This window comes from Paracoccus sp. S3-43 (assembly GCF_029027965.1).
Taxonomy (GTDB): domain Bacteria; phylum Pseudomonadota; class Alphaproteobacteria; order Rhodobacterales; family Rhodobacteraceae; genus Paracoccus.
Window position 1 is genome coordinate 253656 of record NZ_CP119082.1, and the last position, 13766, is coordinate 267421.

Here is a 13766-nt window from a genome sequence, read left to right on the forward strand (position 1 = left end):
CCATTTCACTTTGGTTTAAATATCCCGCGGGTCCGGGGGCTGGCCCCCGGCTTTGCTTACGCTTGCGCGGCCAGTTCCGCGCGATAGGCCCATTCGATCCAGGGCATCAGCGCCGCGACATCGCTGGTTTCGACCGTCGATCCGCACCAGATCCGCAGCCCCGCCGGGGCGTCACGATAGGCGCCCGCATCCAGCGCCACGCCTTCCTTCTCAAGCCGCTTGGCCACGGCCTTGGCGAAGGCGGCGCCGTCCTTGATGGCCGGATCGGTGAAGCGCAGGCAGACGCTGGTGTTGGACGCGGTGGCCGGATCCTCGGCCAGATCGGCGATCCAGTCCTTGCCGGCGATGAAGTCGCGCACGGCGGCGGCATTGGCATCGGCCCGCGCGATCAGCGCCTTCACGCCGCCGATTTTCTGGGCCCATTTCAGCGCGACCAGGTAATCCTCGACCGCCAGCATCGAGGGCGTGTTGATCGTCTCGCCCTTGAAGATGCCCTCGATCAGCTTGCCGCCCTTGGTCATGCGGAAGATCTTCGGCAGCGGCCAGGCGGGGAGATAGGTTTCCAGGCGTTCCACGGCGCGAGGGGACAGGATCAGCATCCCATGCGCGCCCTCGCCACCCAGCACCTTCTGCCAGCTGAAGGTCACCACATCCAGCTTGTCGAAAGGCAGGTCCATCGCGAAAGCGGCGCTGGTCGCGTCGCAGATGGTCAGGCCCTCACGGTCGGCGGGGATCGCATCGCCATTCGGCACGCGCACGCCGCTGGTGGTGCCGTTCCAGGTGAAGACCACGTCACGCGCGAAATCGACCTCGGCGAAATCCACGATCTTGCCGTAATCGGCCTTGCGCACCGTGGCGTCCAGCTTCAGCTGCTTGATGGCATCCGTGACCCAGCCTTCGCCGAAGCTTTCCCAGGCCAGCACCTCGACCGGACGGGCGCCCAGCAGGGACCACATCGCCATCTCGACCGCGCCGGTGTCGGAACCGGGGACGATGCCGATGCGGTAATCGGCGGGAACGCCCAGAACCTCGCGGGTGAGGTCGATCGCCTCGGCCAGCTTCGCCTTGCCGATGGCGGCACGGTGCGAGCGGCCCAGCGGGGCGTCCGAAAGCATGTCCAGTTTGTAATGGGGGATCTTGGCGCAGGGGCCAGAGGAGAAGCGCGGATTGACCGGGCGCGCAACCGGGATCGTCAGATCCTTCATGTCAGCCTTCCAGCTAAAAGCCCTTCGTTGGGGAAGGGTGTCCCGCCGCCGGGAATACTTGGACCCTAAAAATACTGCAATAGAAAAAGACGATTGCGTGTTGCGGTGTGCTGGTTCGTGCAGCGCGGTGCGGAACGATACCGGAACTGCTAGAGAGAATTCGCACAAAATCCGCACAGAATGTTTCTATCCCGTTCTTGCGGGGGCAGTGGCATGAGCAACGATGCAACCCATTGGGCGGTCAAGCAGCGCGGCCTGAAACCTGCAACGAAGATCGTCCTGTGGCACCTGGCCGACCGGCACAATCCAGACTTCGGCTGCTTTCCGTCGCAGGAGCGTCTCGCCCATGACTGCGAGATGTCGCGATCCACCGTGAACGAGCATCTAAACATTCTCGAATCGATGGGGTTGATTCGCCGTGAGCGTCGGGTGAACGCCCAGACCCGCCGTCAGGAATCTACCCGTTACCTGCTCGCGTTCGAGGAAGGCTTCGTGGCAGACAGCCCGTGTCCGGAATCCGGACATGGAGCCGTGTCCGGAAAAGGTGCCGAGCCGTGTCCGGAAAATGCAGAAAGCCGTGTCCGGAATCCGGACACTAACTCTGTCAGAGAACCCTTAAGAGAACCTTCGCGCGCACAGCCGCGAGGGACGGCGCAGCTGGTCAGCGATGAGGGCGATGAGGATTTCCAACGCTTCTGGCAGGCGCACCCACGACCCAGCAGCCGAGATCGCACGTGGCAGGCGTGGCAGGCTGCGAAGAAGGGCGGTGCCGAGGTCGAGCGCATCATTGAAGCGGCATCGCGATATGCGGTTGTCTGCGCTGGGACGGAAAGTCAGTACCGCGTTCGTTCGGATGCTTGGTTGTCGGATCAGCGATGGAAAGATTTCGATGATGCGTTGCGCCGCCATCCTGGGCCAGTGAGGCCGAACACTATCCTATGGGCCAAAACTATCAACGCGAGAGGGTATGTGCCGCCTAGCGCGTTCAATCCTGGCGAGGCGCGCGAAATGCTTAGCGCTGGGTTGGTCACGTCCAGCGACCTGCGACGCATCGGGGTGAACGTCTGATGGTCGGGCATCTTGCGCTGGCCGGTCTAGGGCCGGGGGGTATTGGAAAGTCAAAAGCCTCTATCGCTGGGGACCGGCGTGGACAGTTTCTGTGCGCAAAGTCGAAATTGGATAGGAAAAGCCCAAGCATTGAGGGGGCAGTGAAGATTTTCAGAGGCATGGAGAATGCGCCTCTTGCCGATGATTCTTGCCTTGCGGTATGCTGCAGTTGGACTGATCGGGCCGCTACCGTCATGCGGAGCGCAAACCGACTTTCCACCTTCGACAGCACCGGCCACCAAACCGGGCGCGAGGTTCACAGCGGGCAAATTCTGCCTGCCGTTTCTCAATGTCTGAAGGTGATCCCATGACATTCCACAAGTATCAGCAGGACTTGCGCGTGGCCCCGGCACTCGATTTCGAGGTGAAAGCCGAAGGCAACGGCAGGATCGAGGGTTACGCCTCGACCTTTGGCGGTGAACCTGACCGGCACGGCGACATCGTTTCGCCTGGCGCGTTCACGCGCACCCTGCGCGAACACCGGGCAGAAAAGACTGCTCCGGCCATGCTGTGGTCGCATCAGCTGGAAGCGCCCATCGGCAAATGGCTGACGATAGAGGAAGACAGTACCGGCTTGTTCGTGTCCGGTCAGATCAACCTCAAGACGGACCGGGGCCGCGAGGCCTTTGCTCATGTCAGTGCCGGAGATGTTGCGAGTTTCAGCATCGGCTACGTCACGCCCGAAAATGGCCGGAGTTACCTGGGCAAGGGCGCCTTCGCGCTAGACGATCTCGATCTGGTCGAAATCAGTCTTGTGTCGGTTCCCGCCAACGCGCGCGCGCGCATCACCCAAGTCAAGCAACTGGCATCGAAGGCCGAGGCTATCGCCTTCCTGCGGGAGTCGGGGCTGTCTAAGGCGGCAGCGCAGCGCTTCGCCGCGGGCGGGTTCCCGGCGTTGGCCGGAGATGGGGTGTCGGCGGATCACGTCACCAAACTTGCGGATCAGATCGACCGCATCACCAAGCAAATCGGAAACCAGAAATGAAACATGATATGAACCTGACCGCCTCGGCCCGCGCCATCCTTGCCGCCGGGCAGCACTTGCGGCACAAGGATGCTGGCGACGGAATTGAGATCCTGTCCCGCAAGCTGGCCGATATGGCCGACGCCAGCATCAAGCGGATGCAACAGACAGAGGAAAAGGTCGCGGAACTGAACGGGTCGCTGATCGAGCTGGCGCAGAAATCGGCCCGCATGGCTGGTGGGGGCTTCGGCATCTTCCGCGATGAGGCTGCCACCTAGGGACAGCAGTTCGTCCAGGCAGACGGCCTCAAGTCGTTTTCGGAGGAAACCAGCCGCCCTGGCCGCTTCCGCTTGGACGTGAAGGCCTTTACCAACGATCCGGCCAGCAGTGGCAGCCTGGGCGCTGCAACGCGTGATGTGGTCAGCGCCCTGCCCAGGCGCCGCATGACTATCCGCGACCTGATCCCGGCCGTTGAAGTTTCGACCAACCTGATCGAATTCGCGGCCCAGACTTCGCGCCCGAATGCGGCCGCGACCGTAGCGGAAGGTGCGGCCAAGCCCGAAAGCTCGATGACCTTTGTGCTGCGCACGGTGCCGACGCAGGTGATCGCGCACTGGATTGCCGCCTCGCGGCAGGTTCTCGATGACCTGCCGCAACTGCGTGACCTGGTTGATGGTGAACTGCGCTACGGGCTGATGGAGGCCGAGGAAGCGCAAATTCTGAACGGCAACGGCATCGGGTCCAACCTGCACGGCCTGATCCCGAGCGCGACAGCCTTTGCCGATCCGCAGGCCCTTGCCGAACCGACGCAGATCGACATTCTGGGCGCGGCCATCCTTCAGAATGCCCTGGCCGATTTCCCGGCCGATGGCATCGTGGTCCACCCTTCGGATTGGATGCGCATGAGGATGCTGAAGGATGGGGATGGCAAGTACATCCTGGGCGCGCCTGGCGCCGCGGTGGAGCCGGTGTTGTTCGGCCTGCCCGTGGTCGCGACCAAGGCCATCGCGGCAGGGTCTTTCCTGGTCGGCAACTTTCAGATGGCGGCAACGGTCTATGACCGTTGGCAGGCCCGCGTGGAGGTCAGCAGCCACCATGAAGACTTCTTCACGTCGAACAAGGTCGCCATCCTTGCAGAGGAGCGCCTGGGCCTTGCCGTCAAGCAGCCTACGGCGCTCACGTACGGCCAGTTTTAATAAGAAACGGCAGGGCAGCCGGGCAGCGTCCGTCGCTGCCAAACGCCCCCGTCAGTCGGTGAGTGGGTAAACCCCGACAAGGCGCGGCCCCATCGGAACCTCCGGGGCGCGGCGCAGGCCAGCACGGCGAACGCCGGGGCTGGCCGTTTCACCTAGCGGCGGGCCGCAGTAAGATTTCCGAAATGGCAGCTAGTCGCGCGGAATCGCGACGGTTATGTTGTGGTAAGCAGTAAGAACCGCTTACCGCTTCGGAAGGGTGTGCCATGGATGATCTGATCGGCGTGGGATTGTACACGCCCGCCGAGGCCGGGCGGCTTCTTCATGTCTCGCCTGCGAAGATCACCCGTTGGCTGCGCGGTCATCAGGTGAAGGGCAAGCCATACGACCCGCTCTGGACGCCCGAGGTCAGCCTGGGCGACGGCAAGGTGTTCCTCGGCTTCCGTGATCTGATGGAGGTCCGGGTGGCGGCCGCTTTCATCCAGCACGGCGTGTCGCCGCAGCGGGTCCGGTCTGCCATCGTCCAGGCGCAAGAGATCATTGCCCAGCAGCATCCGCTTTCGACCAACCGCTTCCGCACCGACGGTCGCGAGATTTTCCTGCACGTCATTGAAACCGACGAAGACGGTGCCGAGCGTGAGCGGCTGCTGAATCTGTTCAAGCGCCAGTATGAGTTCAGCGGTATCATCGAACCTATCCTCAAGACGGTGGACTTTGGAGATGACGGAAACCCGTTCGCCTGGTGGCCAGAGGGGCGGCGCGTCCGTGTTGTGGTTTCGCCCGATCATGCTTTCGGCGCACCGATAGATGCGGAATCGCATGTTCCGACTGCGGTACTGGCGAATGTTGCCCGTGAACACGGGATTAAGGCAACGGCGGCGGCTTATGACGTGTCCGAGGTTTCAGTGCGCCACGCACTGGATTTCGAAGCTTCTCTGGAGCAACGGCTAGCCGCGTGAAGGTTTTCTTCGATAACTGCCTTGCGCCGGTCTATGCCGAGACGCTGAACGCGTTCATTCAGGGCGACGGCCATTCTGCCCATCATATCCGAGACGTTGCTGCGTTGCCGAACGGGCGTAAGTCGAAGGACTTGGAATGGATCGAGTTCTTGCGCCAAAGCCGGGATGTCTGGATATTCATCACCGGGGATGGGCGTGTGATGAAGAACCCGGCCGAGCGTGCAGCCCTGCGAACTGCCGGGCTTCATGGCTTCGTCCTCACGCCTGCCTATCAGAAGACGCCATTTAACCAGGTGGCGGCTCTGTTGATCTGGCGCTGGCCAGAGTTGGTAAAGGTCACGGATCTTCTATCTGCTCCGACCATGCACGAGATACCTGTGAAGATCGGGGCTAAGCTGCGGCCGCTTCCTCTTTAGGAGAAGTCTCAAAATTGGAATGAATAGCTACGGTTTATCTATTAACTTGTGCCATCCTTATTCTTTACCGCTTTGCGATTTACCCATTACCTAGGTCATGTTGACAAATGGCGGAGCCAGATGCGGATCGAGGTGATGTCGATGAAGCCCAGGAAGCTCTCTGCGGTTTTGTCGTAGCGGGTGGCGACGCGGCGGGCATTCTTGAGCTTGTTGAAGCAGCGCTCGACGAGGTTGCGCAGCCGGTAAAGGGTTCGGTCCACGGCCACGCGCAGCTTGCGGGACTTTCGCATCGGGATCACCGGCACGACGTTGCGCGCCTCCATGGTTTCTCGAACCCTGTCAGAGTCATAGCCGCGATCCGCCAGCAGGACGGAGGGCTCTGGCAGGTTGTCGTCCATGATGAGGTCAAAGCCCAGATAGTCCGATGTCTGGCCCGGCGTGATGTCCGACCTCATGGGCAGGCCTGCGCCATTGACGCGGAGGTGGATCTTTGTCGTGAAGCCACCTCGCGAACGGCCAAAACCCTGTCGCGGAGTCCCCCTTTAGCGCCCGCTGCCTGATGATGGGCGCGGACCACGGTGCTGTCGATCATCTGCAAGGCCGCTGGAACCACCCCGCTCTCGTTCAGGGCCTCCAGTATCCCTTCCCACAGCCCGGCCAGGGTCCAGCGCCGGAACTGGCGGTAGACCGACGACCACTTGCCGAACTCTTCCGGCAGGTCACGCCACGGCGAACCTGTGCGGGCTATCCAGAAAATCCCATCCAGAACAAGACGATGGTTCATGGGTTTGCGCCCGTTCGGTGCGCGGACGGCCAGAATGAAGCGTTCGTGAAACGCCCATTCCTCGTCAGACATCAGGTCTCGTGCCAAGCTGGTCTCCATCGCAGATACCAGCTTGAATCACGTTCAGCACGTCCTGTGAATCCCTTTTGTCAACACGGCCTAGCCTGCGATGGTAAGAATGGCTGTAATCAACTTTCCAACGTGATCGCCGAAAACTGTCGGTGCTGCGTAGCTGCCAATCATGGCGCCTATGAGCAGAACAAATAGAAAAACCAACAAGATCAGTGCAATAGTCAGTGACGGGTCAGAGCATCCAATAAGTCGGCCGACCGGTCCCTGTTGGACCAGCAAGAGCTGCAATTCATGGCCTTTGGCGCGTGCGTCTCTTCGCTCGTCCGGAGATTCGAATGACTCAGCTTCGGCAGTGGGACTCGGCTTCCGGTCAATTTCGAATCGTTGGTCTTCCTCGCTCATTCTCTGCCTGTGCTACCAGCGACGCCTGCCCTGTATTGTTAGCAAGTTTCGTAAACTCTTCAAAGATATACTCATCGGGAATATTCGTGTGGAAGGGTACAGAAAAGTTGTGGTCCATGGCCACACGATACCAAGGTGTTCCCTGTTTGTGTGTCAGGTCCGACAGTGCAAAGCTGGACATGTGGCCGTAGCGACTCCAGATCCAGTGGATCAAGGATTCTACGTTGACATCATCAATCGCATCTGGTGCTGCAAAAGGGCCAGAAGACTGTGGCGTAAGTATTGGAGCACGCCCGAACACCTTCAAGGTTTTGTAAAGGCTTGAAAATACTGGGCCATGCCGCCAAATTTCAGGGCCTTCGGTCGTCAGTCTAAGGCCTTTAAGGCCATACTGCTGTAGCCACCACCCGTAAGAGCAGTAGACCAGCTTTTGAAGCTTCATATGCTCAATGCCGACGCCCTTGGCATACTCGGTGATAAATGCGTTCGCTACTGCGAGCGGAGTGAACGGGACTGGCATGACAGACGTTCCTCCTTCGTTCGTTCCTAGGCATATATAGGTCGCGACTGTCAATATTCCATGAAACGGCGCGAAGCCATAGAAAAATATTGACAGGTTGGCGAGGAAGAACCTCTGCGAGTCACACACCTTGATCTGGTGAGGTCAAGAGGCGGGCGCTGCGGCTGTTACTGTAGCAGGAAATGCAATTTGGCAGCGTTACACTTCTGGCCCGCCGGTTTGCCCTGCCTGTGCTGGGTGCAGCCGGGCCGATGATGTGTGCCAGATCAGTCGCGGGCGGGGGGCAGTTTCGTTGATACGTGACCGCTGCGGGCAATCTCGGCCAGCTGCTCATAGAAGGCCGCTTGGGCAAGGCGTGCGGCGTTCGATTTGCGGCCTCGGATCAGGCGGGCGCCCAGCAGCAGGAAGCGGGCGGCGGCTTCGCGGATCCAGGTCGGCGCGGTCTCGGGCGTCTCGGCCGAAGGCGGCAACGGCTCGACTACGATGCTCATGCGTTCTTCAAGCACCTGGCGGATGAACTCGGGCCGGGTGGGTTCAGGGTCCAGCTTGGCGCGTTCGGCGTCGATCTGCGCCAGTAGGTCGGGTTGTAAACGTACTTGGATGGGCGTTCCCTTGCCCGTGGGGGCAGGGCCGCGTTTCCCTTTCCGTGGATGCACAGTTTTTTCTTGCTCGACCATATCAACGCTGGTACCACAGTAAGCGGGCCGAAGGAAAGTTGCACCTCGCCTTCGACCCTAACCGAAACCCGATCTTATGGGAGATCGAGAATGGCTATGCATTGCCATATCACCCCCGGCTTGCCCGTGGAAACCCTTGCCGAAATCCATGACGCCCTGACGCTGGCGCTGGACGCCTCGGAGCGGCCGCACAGCTATACCCAAGCCGAGCGCGAGGCGCGGTCCTATGTCCGCTCTGCCCTGCGCCGCACGGAACGCCTGATGGGGGTGCCCCAATGAACCGCCGCGCCTTCCTTGTGGCCGCGCCGACTGTCGTTGCTGCGCCCGGCTTCGCTGCGGTTCCCGAAGCTACCCCGATCATGAAGCTGTTCCGTGAATGGCAGATGCTGCGGATCGAGGAACAGCGTCTATATGACATCGGCGCTGGCGTCACCGCCAAGGATGCCGCCACGGCTCGCGTGAGTGCGAAAGAGGACGAGCTGCGGGCGGCGCCCGCAACAACTCCGCTTGACTGGACTGCCAAGGTTTCGGCCATCGCGGATTTTGGAATGCTGAGCATGGGCGAGGACCAGGACAAAGGGCTGTGGGACGAAGCCCGCGCGCTTATCGGTGTCCCCGGCTTCATGGTGGCATCATGAACCGGCGTGCGGTTCTGGCGGGCTTCCCTGCCGCCGTGCTGAGTGTCAGCGGCGCGCAGGCGCAGGAAACGCAAAGCCCGGTGATGGCACTGTTTCGCCAATGGCAGGCGGTCCATGCTTTCGTTGAAGGGCCTGGGACGCGTGGCTGGTCAGATGAACGGTTGGCGCCATTTCATGCGGAGGTCCAGGACCTGGTCGAGAGAATGGTCGCGACCTCGGCGCTAGATGCGGCAGATGTCTGTGCCAAGCTGACTGCATTCACCTTTGGCGGGCGGCACTTTGCAGACGACAACGGCCGGCTATCCGCGACAATCTTGCGGGAGGCTATGCAATGGGTCTCTGAACCTCGGTAGTTGACGCAGCTAAGGTGTGCCGCTAGAGTGTGCATCACTGATGGAGGTTTTGATGCTGGTTATCACAGACTTTTCGGAAAAGTTGGGCATATCGAGGCATGATGCAGACAACTGGCGGAAGCGCGTCGGGTTGCTGACGGAGTATAAGCCGACCGTCGCGGGCCGCGCCCAGGAATACAGCCGCGATAACGTGCTCGAACTGGCGGGAACGGCCGCATTTGTCAGAAGCGGAATGCCGCCGAAGTCGGCCATCGCCCTGGCAAATGCGCTGATCCGCAGCAGCAAAGTAGGGGATGTGCGAGACTGGGTGGTTTTCCCGGCTGGCGACTTCTCTACGGGCGTCGCGACCAACGATCCAACGACCGAGACGCTTAAGGATATGGCCGCGAAGTCAACCACGGGTGCTGTGGTTGCTATTCCGCAGCGGCAGATTGTGGACCGTGTTGATGCGCTGTTCCGTGAGCTGGGCGAGGTCTAAGTTATGGTCAGAACTAAAGCGGTTGAGTTTGGACATTATGTTGGGCGTGTAGAGTTCTTCACGCTCGACGAGACGGTCCTACAGTCGGAGGATGAGCGCGTGTTTCGCCGCGACTTGTACGCCGCCGATGAAACGCAGCCCAACGGTATGAGGCTCATCAAGCGCGGCGACCTTTATCGCTATCGAGTCAACGGCAATACTTTGCCGCTGCCTTTTCACTTCACCTGATCTCGCTGGCTTAGGTAGCACCTATGGAGAACGCTTCCATCTTGCCGGCCTATGTCTTGCCCGCCGACCTCGCCGCGCACTTCGGGGTGCCGGAACGTACAGTCCGCGCCAAGCTGCGGACGCTAGGGGCCTATGGCACCCTTGGCAACCGTATGGTGGTTTTCCCGCACCATGTCGAAATGCTCACGGAGGCGATGACATGCCCCTCAGGCTCAAGAAGCGCGGCAGATACTGGCACATCAGCGGCACCGTCGCCGGGCGGGAGCTACGTCGATCTACAGGCACGTCTGACAAGACAATCGCGGAAAGGATCCGGGCGGAAGCGGAAGCAGCTGAATGGAAGCGGCACCTCGACGGGCCGCACGCCCATGTAACCTTTGCGCAGGCTGCGTTGGCTTATCTGGAAGCTGAAAAGTCTGATCGCTTCATTGCTCCGATCGCGGCGCATTGGAAGGATACAGCCTTGCGCAATATTACGGCCGAAGCCGTCCGTCAGTCGGCATTCAAGCTATATCCCAACGCCAAGGGCGCGACCCGCAACAGGCAGGTGATCGTGCCGACACAGGCCATCATCAACCACGCGGCTGGACTGAACTGGTGCAGCCCAATGAAGGTGAAGCGCTTCCCGGTGGAGGTGAAGGTCAAGCAGATCGTCACGCCCGGATGGGCCGCAGCCTTCGCGACCCATGCATCACCTCACCTGGGTGCATTGTGCTTTCTGATGCTTGGGACAGGCGCACGGATCAGCCAGGCGCTGGCTATCCAGTGGCGACACATCGACTTGGAGAAGCGCGAGGCGCGTATTCCGATGAGCCGGAAGAACCATGAGGAGCATGTAGCCCACCTGCCTCAGCAGGTTACCGATGCCCTAGAGAGCATCCCTAGCAGCCGTCACCCGGACGAGTACGTCTTCGGATATGTTGGCCGGGATAGCGTCACCCAGCCGTGGAAGAACGCTATCAAGCGCGCGCAGCTGCCGTACCGAAGCCCTCATTGCTGCCGCCACGGGTTCGCCACACTGATGCTGCGCGCTGGTTTCGACGTAAAGACGGTCGCAGCGCGGGGAGGATGGAAGGACGCTTCGGTGGTGCTGCGGACCTATGCCCACGCCATCGAAGATCGCACCGTAACCGATGCTGTATTTCGCACAAATTCTGCACAAACTGCCGCAGGAAAAGTGCTAGATATTAGAAATAAAAGGAGAAAAAAAGGATGAACGCGGCCCTTCGTTGGGGAAGGGTGTCCCGCCGCCGGACATACGCGGGGCTGCCGCGTTTCGCAAGCGGGAAATCAGCCGTAGTCGCGGGCGCCGAAGATGGCGGAACCGACGCGCACATGGGTGGCGCCCTCCGCGATCGCCGCCTCGAAATCCGCGCTCATCCCCATGGAGAGATTCGGCAGATCGTGATCGGCGGCCAGGCGGCGCAGCAGGCGGAAATGGGGCAGGGGATCGGCGCCCTCGGGCGGGATGCACATCAACCCTTGGGGCGACAGGCCCAGATCGCGGCAGGAGGACAGGAAGACCGGCAGTTCGTCGGCCAGGATCCCGGCCTTTTGCGGCTCGTCCCCGGTGTTGACCTGGATGAACAGCTGCGGGCTGCGGCCCCCGCCTGCGATCTGCTGGGCCAGCTTGCGGGCCAGGGTCATCCGGTCCAGCGTGTGGATGGCGTCGAACAGCTCGACCGCAGCCTTGGCCTTGTTGGATTGCAGCGGGCCGATCATGTGCAGTTCGACGCCGGGATAGGCGGCGCGCCAGCCGGGCCACTTGCCCTGCGCCTCCTGCACATAGTTTTCGCCAAAGACGCGCTGACCCGCGTCCAGCACGGCCGTCACCCGGTCCGCAGGCTGCACCTTGCTGACGGCGATCAGCGTGACGCTGCCGGGCGCGCGACCGGCCCGTTCCTCGGCCGCACTGATGCGGCGCTTGATGTCATCCAGTCCCATGATGCGACCAGACAAAAAGAAAAGAGCGGGCGCAAGGCCCGCTCTTGAGTTTGACGTCCGATCTTGTGGATCAGAAGTCGAAGCGCACGCCAAAGTCGGCGGTCACGAGCTCGTCATAGTCGCGTTGCAGCGACGCACCCAGGCGGGCACCGCCCAGGTCGTAGTTCACGCCGATACCGAACGCGTTGTCGGTTTCGTTGGTGTCGACATCGTTATGAGCGATATAGGCTTCGATGTTGGTCAGGCCATCGGCCAGGGTGTAGTCGCCGTAAAGAGCAAAGGTCTGACCATCCTCGACGACGCTGTCATTGTCGGCGTTGGAGTAGTTCAGGCCGATGCGGGCGTTTTCGATGACCGCATAACGAGCGCCCAGGAAGAAGATGTCGTTATCTTCGATGCCGTTGCCGTCCAGAACGAAGGCGCCGCTCAGTTCCAGCCGATCGTTCCAGGTGTAGTCGGCGGCGAAGCCCAGCTCTTCCTTCAGGCCGACCCCATCTTCGTTCAGGCCAGTCTGGTCAGGATCGACATACGACGCCTGCAATTTGACATCGGCGATCGTGTAGATCGCGCGGACGCCGACGCGCTTGGTTTCGTCAAGGCTGTATTCGCCGGTTTTATAGCCGAAGAACGTGTTGGCGCGATCGGAGAAGCCCACCGAGCGGTCGTAAGCGCCCAGTTCGGTCGCGCCACGCAGGCCGGTCGAGTCGAAGGCGGTATCGACGTTACCCACTTCGACGGTCAGGCCGCTGGCGGTGACCCACAGCTTGCCGGCGTTGAGCGCGCCGCGCTGACCGCGGTCGTCGTTACGGTTCTGGTCCCACTGCAGGCGGAACCGGGCACCGAAGTCGACGCCCTGGTCGGTCGAGGTCGAGGCGTCGATGTTCATCCGCAGGCGCGAGATGATCTGGGTCTCGTTCAGATCCGGGGTATCGTTTTCGTAATAGATCACGCCGGTGCGGCCGTAGCCCGAAATGGTCACGTCGGCGGCGGCGACGCCAGCGGTCAGGACCAGCGCGGTGGAGGCGATAAGAGCCTTTTTCATGGTCAAGTTTCCCTCTTGTCTCTCTGATGCCCAAACCGGCATTACCGCCTTGGGTATGCAGCTTGTTTCCCCCGTCCGCACCCGCGATGCAACGGAATCGCGCCGCTGCCCCGGCTACGGCGGATTCTGTGATGCACAAGGGCCACACCTTTGCGTGATCCCCGGAACCGGCCCTTCCCGGCTTGCGGCCCAAGGCGCTTGTGGGGCGGGGGCGATCCGCGCTAAAGCTGCGCCAACGCGAAAAACGGGGGACCGCATGAAAACCGCACACGCCGCGCGTCTGATCATCGCAGCGACGCTTTGCGCCGGGCTGGCTGCCTGCGGCGGCGGGCCGAATGCCGGGCCGGACAACAGCCCCGACATGCGCCCCGAAGTGCGCCGCACGACGATCTGGGACGCGTTCCGCAATTCCGAAAACCCCAACAACACCGTCGGCGTGAACAAGTACCTGTGGAATGCCAGCCTTGAGGTGCTGAACTTCCTGCCGGTGCAGTCGGTCGATCCCTTTACCGGCGTCATCCAGACCGGCTATGGCACGCCCCCCGGCGGCGGACGGTCCTATCGCGCGACGATCAAGATCGCCGATCCGGCCCTGGACGCGCGCAGCCTGAAGCTGTCGCTGCAAGGTCCGGGCGGCGCGGCGGTCGAACCCGGCACTGTCCGCGCGGTCGAGGACGCGATCCTGACCCGCGCCCGGCAGCTGCGGATCCAGGATGGGCGGCTGTAGGCGCGCGGCACCCCCGCCCCGCCCACTGGACCCGTCCCGTCGTGCCGTATAAACCCG

20 protein-coding genes are annotated in these 13766 nt (G+C 61.5%); 13 read left to right on the forward strand and 7 right to left on the reverse strand.

The genetic code is table 11. The features are described from left to right. Positions 1-56: 56 nt before the first annotated feature. A complete protein-coding gene (locus PXD02_RS01220; RefSeq protein ID WP_275105171.1) occupies positions 57-1205 on the reverse strand; it encodes a phosphoserine transaminase in 1149 nt (382 codons plus the stop codon). Positions 1206-1418: 213 nt separating this feature from the next. Here PXD02_RS01220 and PXD02_RS01225 point away from each other — a divergent pair, with 213 nt between their 5' ends. The 6 genes from PXD02_RS01225 to PXD02_RS01250 all read left to right on the forward strand — a co-directional run bounded on the left by PXD02_RS01225 (position 1419) and on the right by PXD02_RS01250 (position 5844). Further along, positions 1419-2273, forward strand: a complete 855-nt coding sequence (locus PXD02_RS01225) for a helix-turn-helix domain-containing protein (protein WP_275105172.1) — start codon at positions 1419-1421, stop codon at positions 2271-2273. A 346-nt stretch (positions 2274-2619) separates the two neighbouring features. Next, positions 2620-3297 (forward strand): HK97 family phage prohead protease, encoded by a 678-nt coding sequence (locus PXD02_RS01230; protein WP_275105173.1) that lies wholly within the window; start codon positions 2620-2622, stop codon positions 3295-3297. Next, positions 3294-3554, forward strand: coding sequence for a hypothetical protein (locus PXD02_RS01235; RefSeq protein WP_275105174.1), 261 nt, complete (start codon positions 3294-3296; stop codon positions 3552-3554). Before PXD02_RS01230 ends, PXD02_RS01235 begins: the two co-directional genes overlap by 4 nt. Positions 3555-3632: 78 nt before the next feature. After that, positions 3633-4472 (forward strand): phage major capsid protein, encoded by an 840-nt coding sequence (locus PXD02_RS01240; RefSeq protein WP_275106334.1) that lies wholly within the window; start codon positions 3633-3635, stop codon positions 4470-4472. A gap of 263 nt (positions 4473-4735) precedes the next feature. Beyond that, entirely contained in the window at positions 4736-5428 is a 693-nt protein-coding gene (locus tag PXD02_RS01245) for a hypothetical protein (protein WP_275105175.1), read from the forward strand. After that, positions 5425-5844: a PIN-like domain-containing protein gene (locus PXD02_RS01250; RefSeq protein ID WP_275105176.1), complete on the forward strand. Its 420-nt coding sequence runs from the start codon at positions 5425-5427 to the stop codon at positions 5842-5844. The genes PXD02_RS01245 and PXD02_RS01250 overlap by 4 nt, the downstream gene beginning before the upstream one ends. 95 nt (positions 5845-5939) lie before the next feature. Here the strand turns inward: PXD02_RS01250 and PXD02_RS01255 are convergent. From PXD02_RS01255 to PXD02_RS01270, 4 genes are all read right to left on the reverse strand, one after another. After that, positions 5940-6727 (reverse strand): IS5 family transposase gene (locus PXD02_RS01255; RefSeq protein WP_275103592.1). Its coding sequence is split into 2 segments (ribosomal slippage): positions 5940-6388 and positions 6388-6727, totalling 789 coding nucleotides; the frame shifts between segments, so codons are not numbered across the junction. Positions 6728-6787: 60 nt separating this feature from the next. Next, a complete protein-coding gene (locus tag PXD02_RS01260) occupies positions 6788-7102 on the reverse strand; it encodes a hypothetical protein (protein ID WP_275105177.1) in 315 nt (104 codons plus the stop codon). Continuing rightward, positions 7071-7622, reverse strand: coding sequence for a Panacea domain-containing protein (locus PXD02_RS01265; protein WP_275105178.1), 552 nt, complete (start codon positions 7620-7622; stop codon positions 7071-7073). The genes PXD02_RS01260 and PXD02_RS01265 overlap by 32 nt, the downstream gene beginning before the upstream one ends. 266 nt (positions 7623-7888) lie before the next feature. Next, positions 7889-8299, reverse strand: a complete 411-nt coding sequence (locus PXD02_RS01270) for a ribbon-helix-helix protein, CopG family (protein ID WP_275105179.1) — start codon at positions 8297-8299, stop codon at positions 7889-7891. A 90-nt stretch (positions 8300-8389) separates the two neighbouring features. On the opposite strand from PXD02_RS01270, the gene PXD02_RS01275 reads away from it, so the two are divergent. From PXD02_RS01275 to PXD02_RS01300, 6 genes are all read left to right on the forward strand, one after another. Next, positions 8390-8578 (forward strand): hypothetical protein, encoded by a 189-nt coding sequence (locus tag PXD02_RS01275; protein ID WP_275105180.1) that lies wholly within the window; start codon positions 8390-8392, stop codon positions 8576-8578. Beyond that, positions 8575-8937 (forward strand): hypothetical protein, encoded by a 363-nt coding sequence (locus PXD02_RS01280; RefSeq protein WP_275105181.1) that lies wholly within the window; start codon positions 8575-8577, stop codon positions 8935-8937. Before PXD02_RS01275 ends, PXD02_RS01280 begins: the two co-directional genes overlap by 4 nt. Further along, entirely contained in the window at positions 8934-9290 is a 357-nt protein-coding gene (locus PXD02_RS01285; RefSeq protein ID WP_275105182.1) for a hypothetical protein, read from the forward strand. Before PXD02_RS01280 ends, PXD02_RS01285 begins: the two co-directional genes overlap by 4 nt. A gap of 52 nt (positions 9291-9342) precedes the next feature. Beyond that, positions 9343-9768 carry a hypothetical protein gene (locus PXD02_RS01290; RefSeq protein ID WP_275105183.1) on the forward strand — a complete coding sequence of 142 codons (426 nt, stop codon included), beginning with the start codon at positions 9343-9345 and terminating at the stop codon, positions 9766-9768. Between the two features lie 3 nt (positions 9769-9771). Next, entirely contained in the window at positions 9772-9996 is a 225-nt protein-coding gene (locus tag PXD02_RS01295; protein ID WP_275105184.1) for a hypothetical protein, read from the forward strand. A 199-nt stretch (positions 9997-10195) separates the two neighbouring features. Beyond that, entirely contained in the window at positions 10196-11212 is a 1017-nt protein-coding gene (locus tag PXD02_RS01300) for a tyrosine-type recombinase/integrase (protein WP_275105185.1), read from the forward strand. A gap of 74 nt (positions 11213-11286) precedes the next feature. On the opposite strand, the gene PXD02_RS01305 is transcribed toward PXD02_RS01300, so the two are convergent. Together PXD02_RS01305 and PXD02_RS01310 are read right to left on the reverse strand one after the other, a co-directional pair. Then, complete coding sequence (locus PXD02_RS01305) at positions 11287-11940, reverse strand: YggS family pyridoxal phosphate-dependent enzyme (protein ID WP_275105186.1); 654 nt, start codon at positions 11938-11940, stop codon at positions 11287-11289. 70 nt (positions 11941-12010) lie between these two features. Continuing rightward, the gene (locus tag PXD02_RS01310; RefSeq protein ID WP_275106335.1) at positions 12011-12982 is read right to left on the reverse strand and encodes a porin; all 972 of its coding nucleotides are present in this window, start codon (positions 12980-12982) and stop codon (positions 12011-12013) included. Positions 12983-13238: 256 nt separating this feature from the next. Here PXD02_RS01310 and PXD02_RS01315 point away from each other — a divergent pair, with 256 nt between their 5' ends. Beyond that, positions 13239-13709 (forward strand): DUF3576 domain-containing protein, encoded by a 471-nt coding sequence (locus PXD02_RS01315; RefSeq protein ID WP_275105187.1) that lies wholly within the window; start codon positions 13239-13241, stop codon positions 13707-13709. Positions 13710-13766 lie beyond the last annotated feature (57 nt).

What these genes read in the sequence shown, in the direction of transcription:
- PXD02_RS01220 (WP_275105171.1), bottom strand. Translation starts at nt 1,205, where the DNA reads ATGAAGGATCTGACGATCCCGGTTGCGCGCCCGGTCAATCCGCGCTTC.
- PXD02_RS01225 (WP_275105172.1), top strand. Translation starts at nt 1,419, where the DNA reads ATGAGCAACGATGCAACCCATTGGGCGGTCAAGCAGCGCGGCCTGAAA.
- PXD02_RS01230 (WP_275105173.1), top strand. Translation starts at nt 2,620, where the DNA reads ATGACATTCCACAAGTATCAGCAGGACTTGCGCGTGGCCCCGGCACTC.
- PXD02_RS01235 (WP_275105174.1), top strand. Translation starts at nt 3,294, where the DNA reads ATGAAACATGATATGAACCTGACCGCCTCGGCCCGCGCCATCCTTGCC.
- PXD02_RS01245 (WP_275105175.1), top strand. Translation starts at nt 4,736, where the DNA reads ATGGATGATCTGATCGGCGTGGGATTGTACACGCCCGCCGAGGCCGGG.
- PXD02_RS01260 (WP_275105177.1), bottom strand. Translation starts at nt 7,102, where the DNA reads ATGAGCGAGGAAGACCAACGATTCGAAATTGACCGGAAGCCGAGTCCC.
- PXD02_RS01265 (WP_275105178.1), bottom strand. Translation starts at nt 7,622, where the DNA reads ATGCCAGTCCCGTTCACTCCGCTCGCAGTAGCGAACGCATTTATCACC.
- PXD02_RS01270 (WP_275105179.1), bottom strand. Translation starts at nt 8,299, where the DNA reads ATGGTCGAGCAAGAAAAAACTGTGCATCCACGGAAAGGGAAACGCGGC.
- PXD02_RS01275 (WP_275105180.1), top strand. Translation starts at nt 8,390, where the DNA reads ATGGCTATGCATTGCCATATCACCCCCGGCTTGCCCGTGGAAACCCTT.
- PXD02_RS01280 (WP_275105181.1), top strand. Translation starts at nt 8,575, where the DNA reads ATGAACCGCCGCGCCTTCCTTGTGGCCGCGCCGACTGTCGTTGCTGCG.
- PXD02_RS01285 (WP_275105182.1), top strand. Translation starts at nt 8,934, where the DNA reads ATGAACCGGCGTGCGGTTCTGGCGGGCTTCCCTGCCGCCGTGCTGAGT.
- PXD02_RS01290 (WP_275105183.1), top strand. Translation starts at nt 9,343, where the DNA reads ATGCTGGTTATCACAGACTTTTCGGAAAAGTTGGGCATATCGAGGCAT.
- PXD02_RS01295 (WP_275105184.1), top strand. Translation starts at nt 9,772, where the DNA reads ATGGTCAGAACTAAAGCGGTTGAGTTTGGACATTATGTTGGGCGTGTA.
- PXD02_RS01300 (WP_275105185.1), top strand. Translation starts at nt 10,196, where the DNA reads ATGCCCCTCAGGCTCAAGAAGCGCGGCAGATACTGGCACATCAGCGGC.
- PXD02_RS01305 (WP_275105186.1), bottom strand. Translation starts at nt 11,940, where the DNA reads ATGGGACTGGATGACATCAAGCGCCGCATCAGTGCGGCCGAGGAACGG.
- PXD02_RS01310 (WP_275106335.1), bottom strand. Translation starts at nt 12,982, where the DNA reads ATGAAAAAGGCTCTTATCGCCTCCACCGCGCTGGTCCTGACCGCTGGC.
- PXD02_RS01315 (WP_275105187.1), top strand. Translation starts at nt 13,239, where the DNA reads ATGAAAACCGCACACGCCGCGCGTCTGATCATCGCAGCGACGCTTTGC.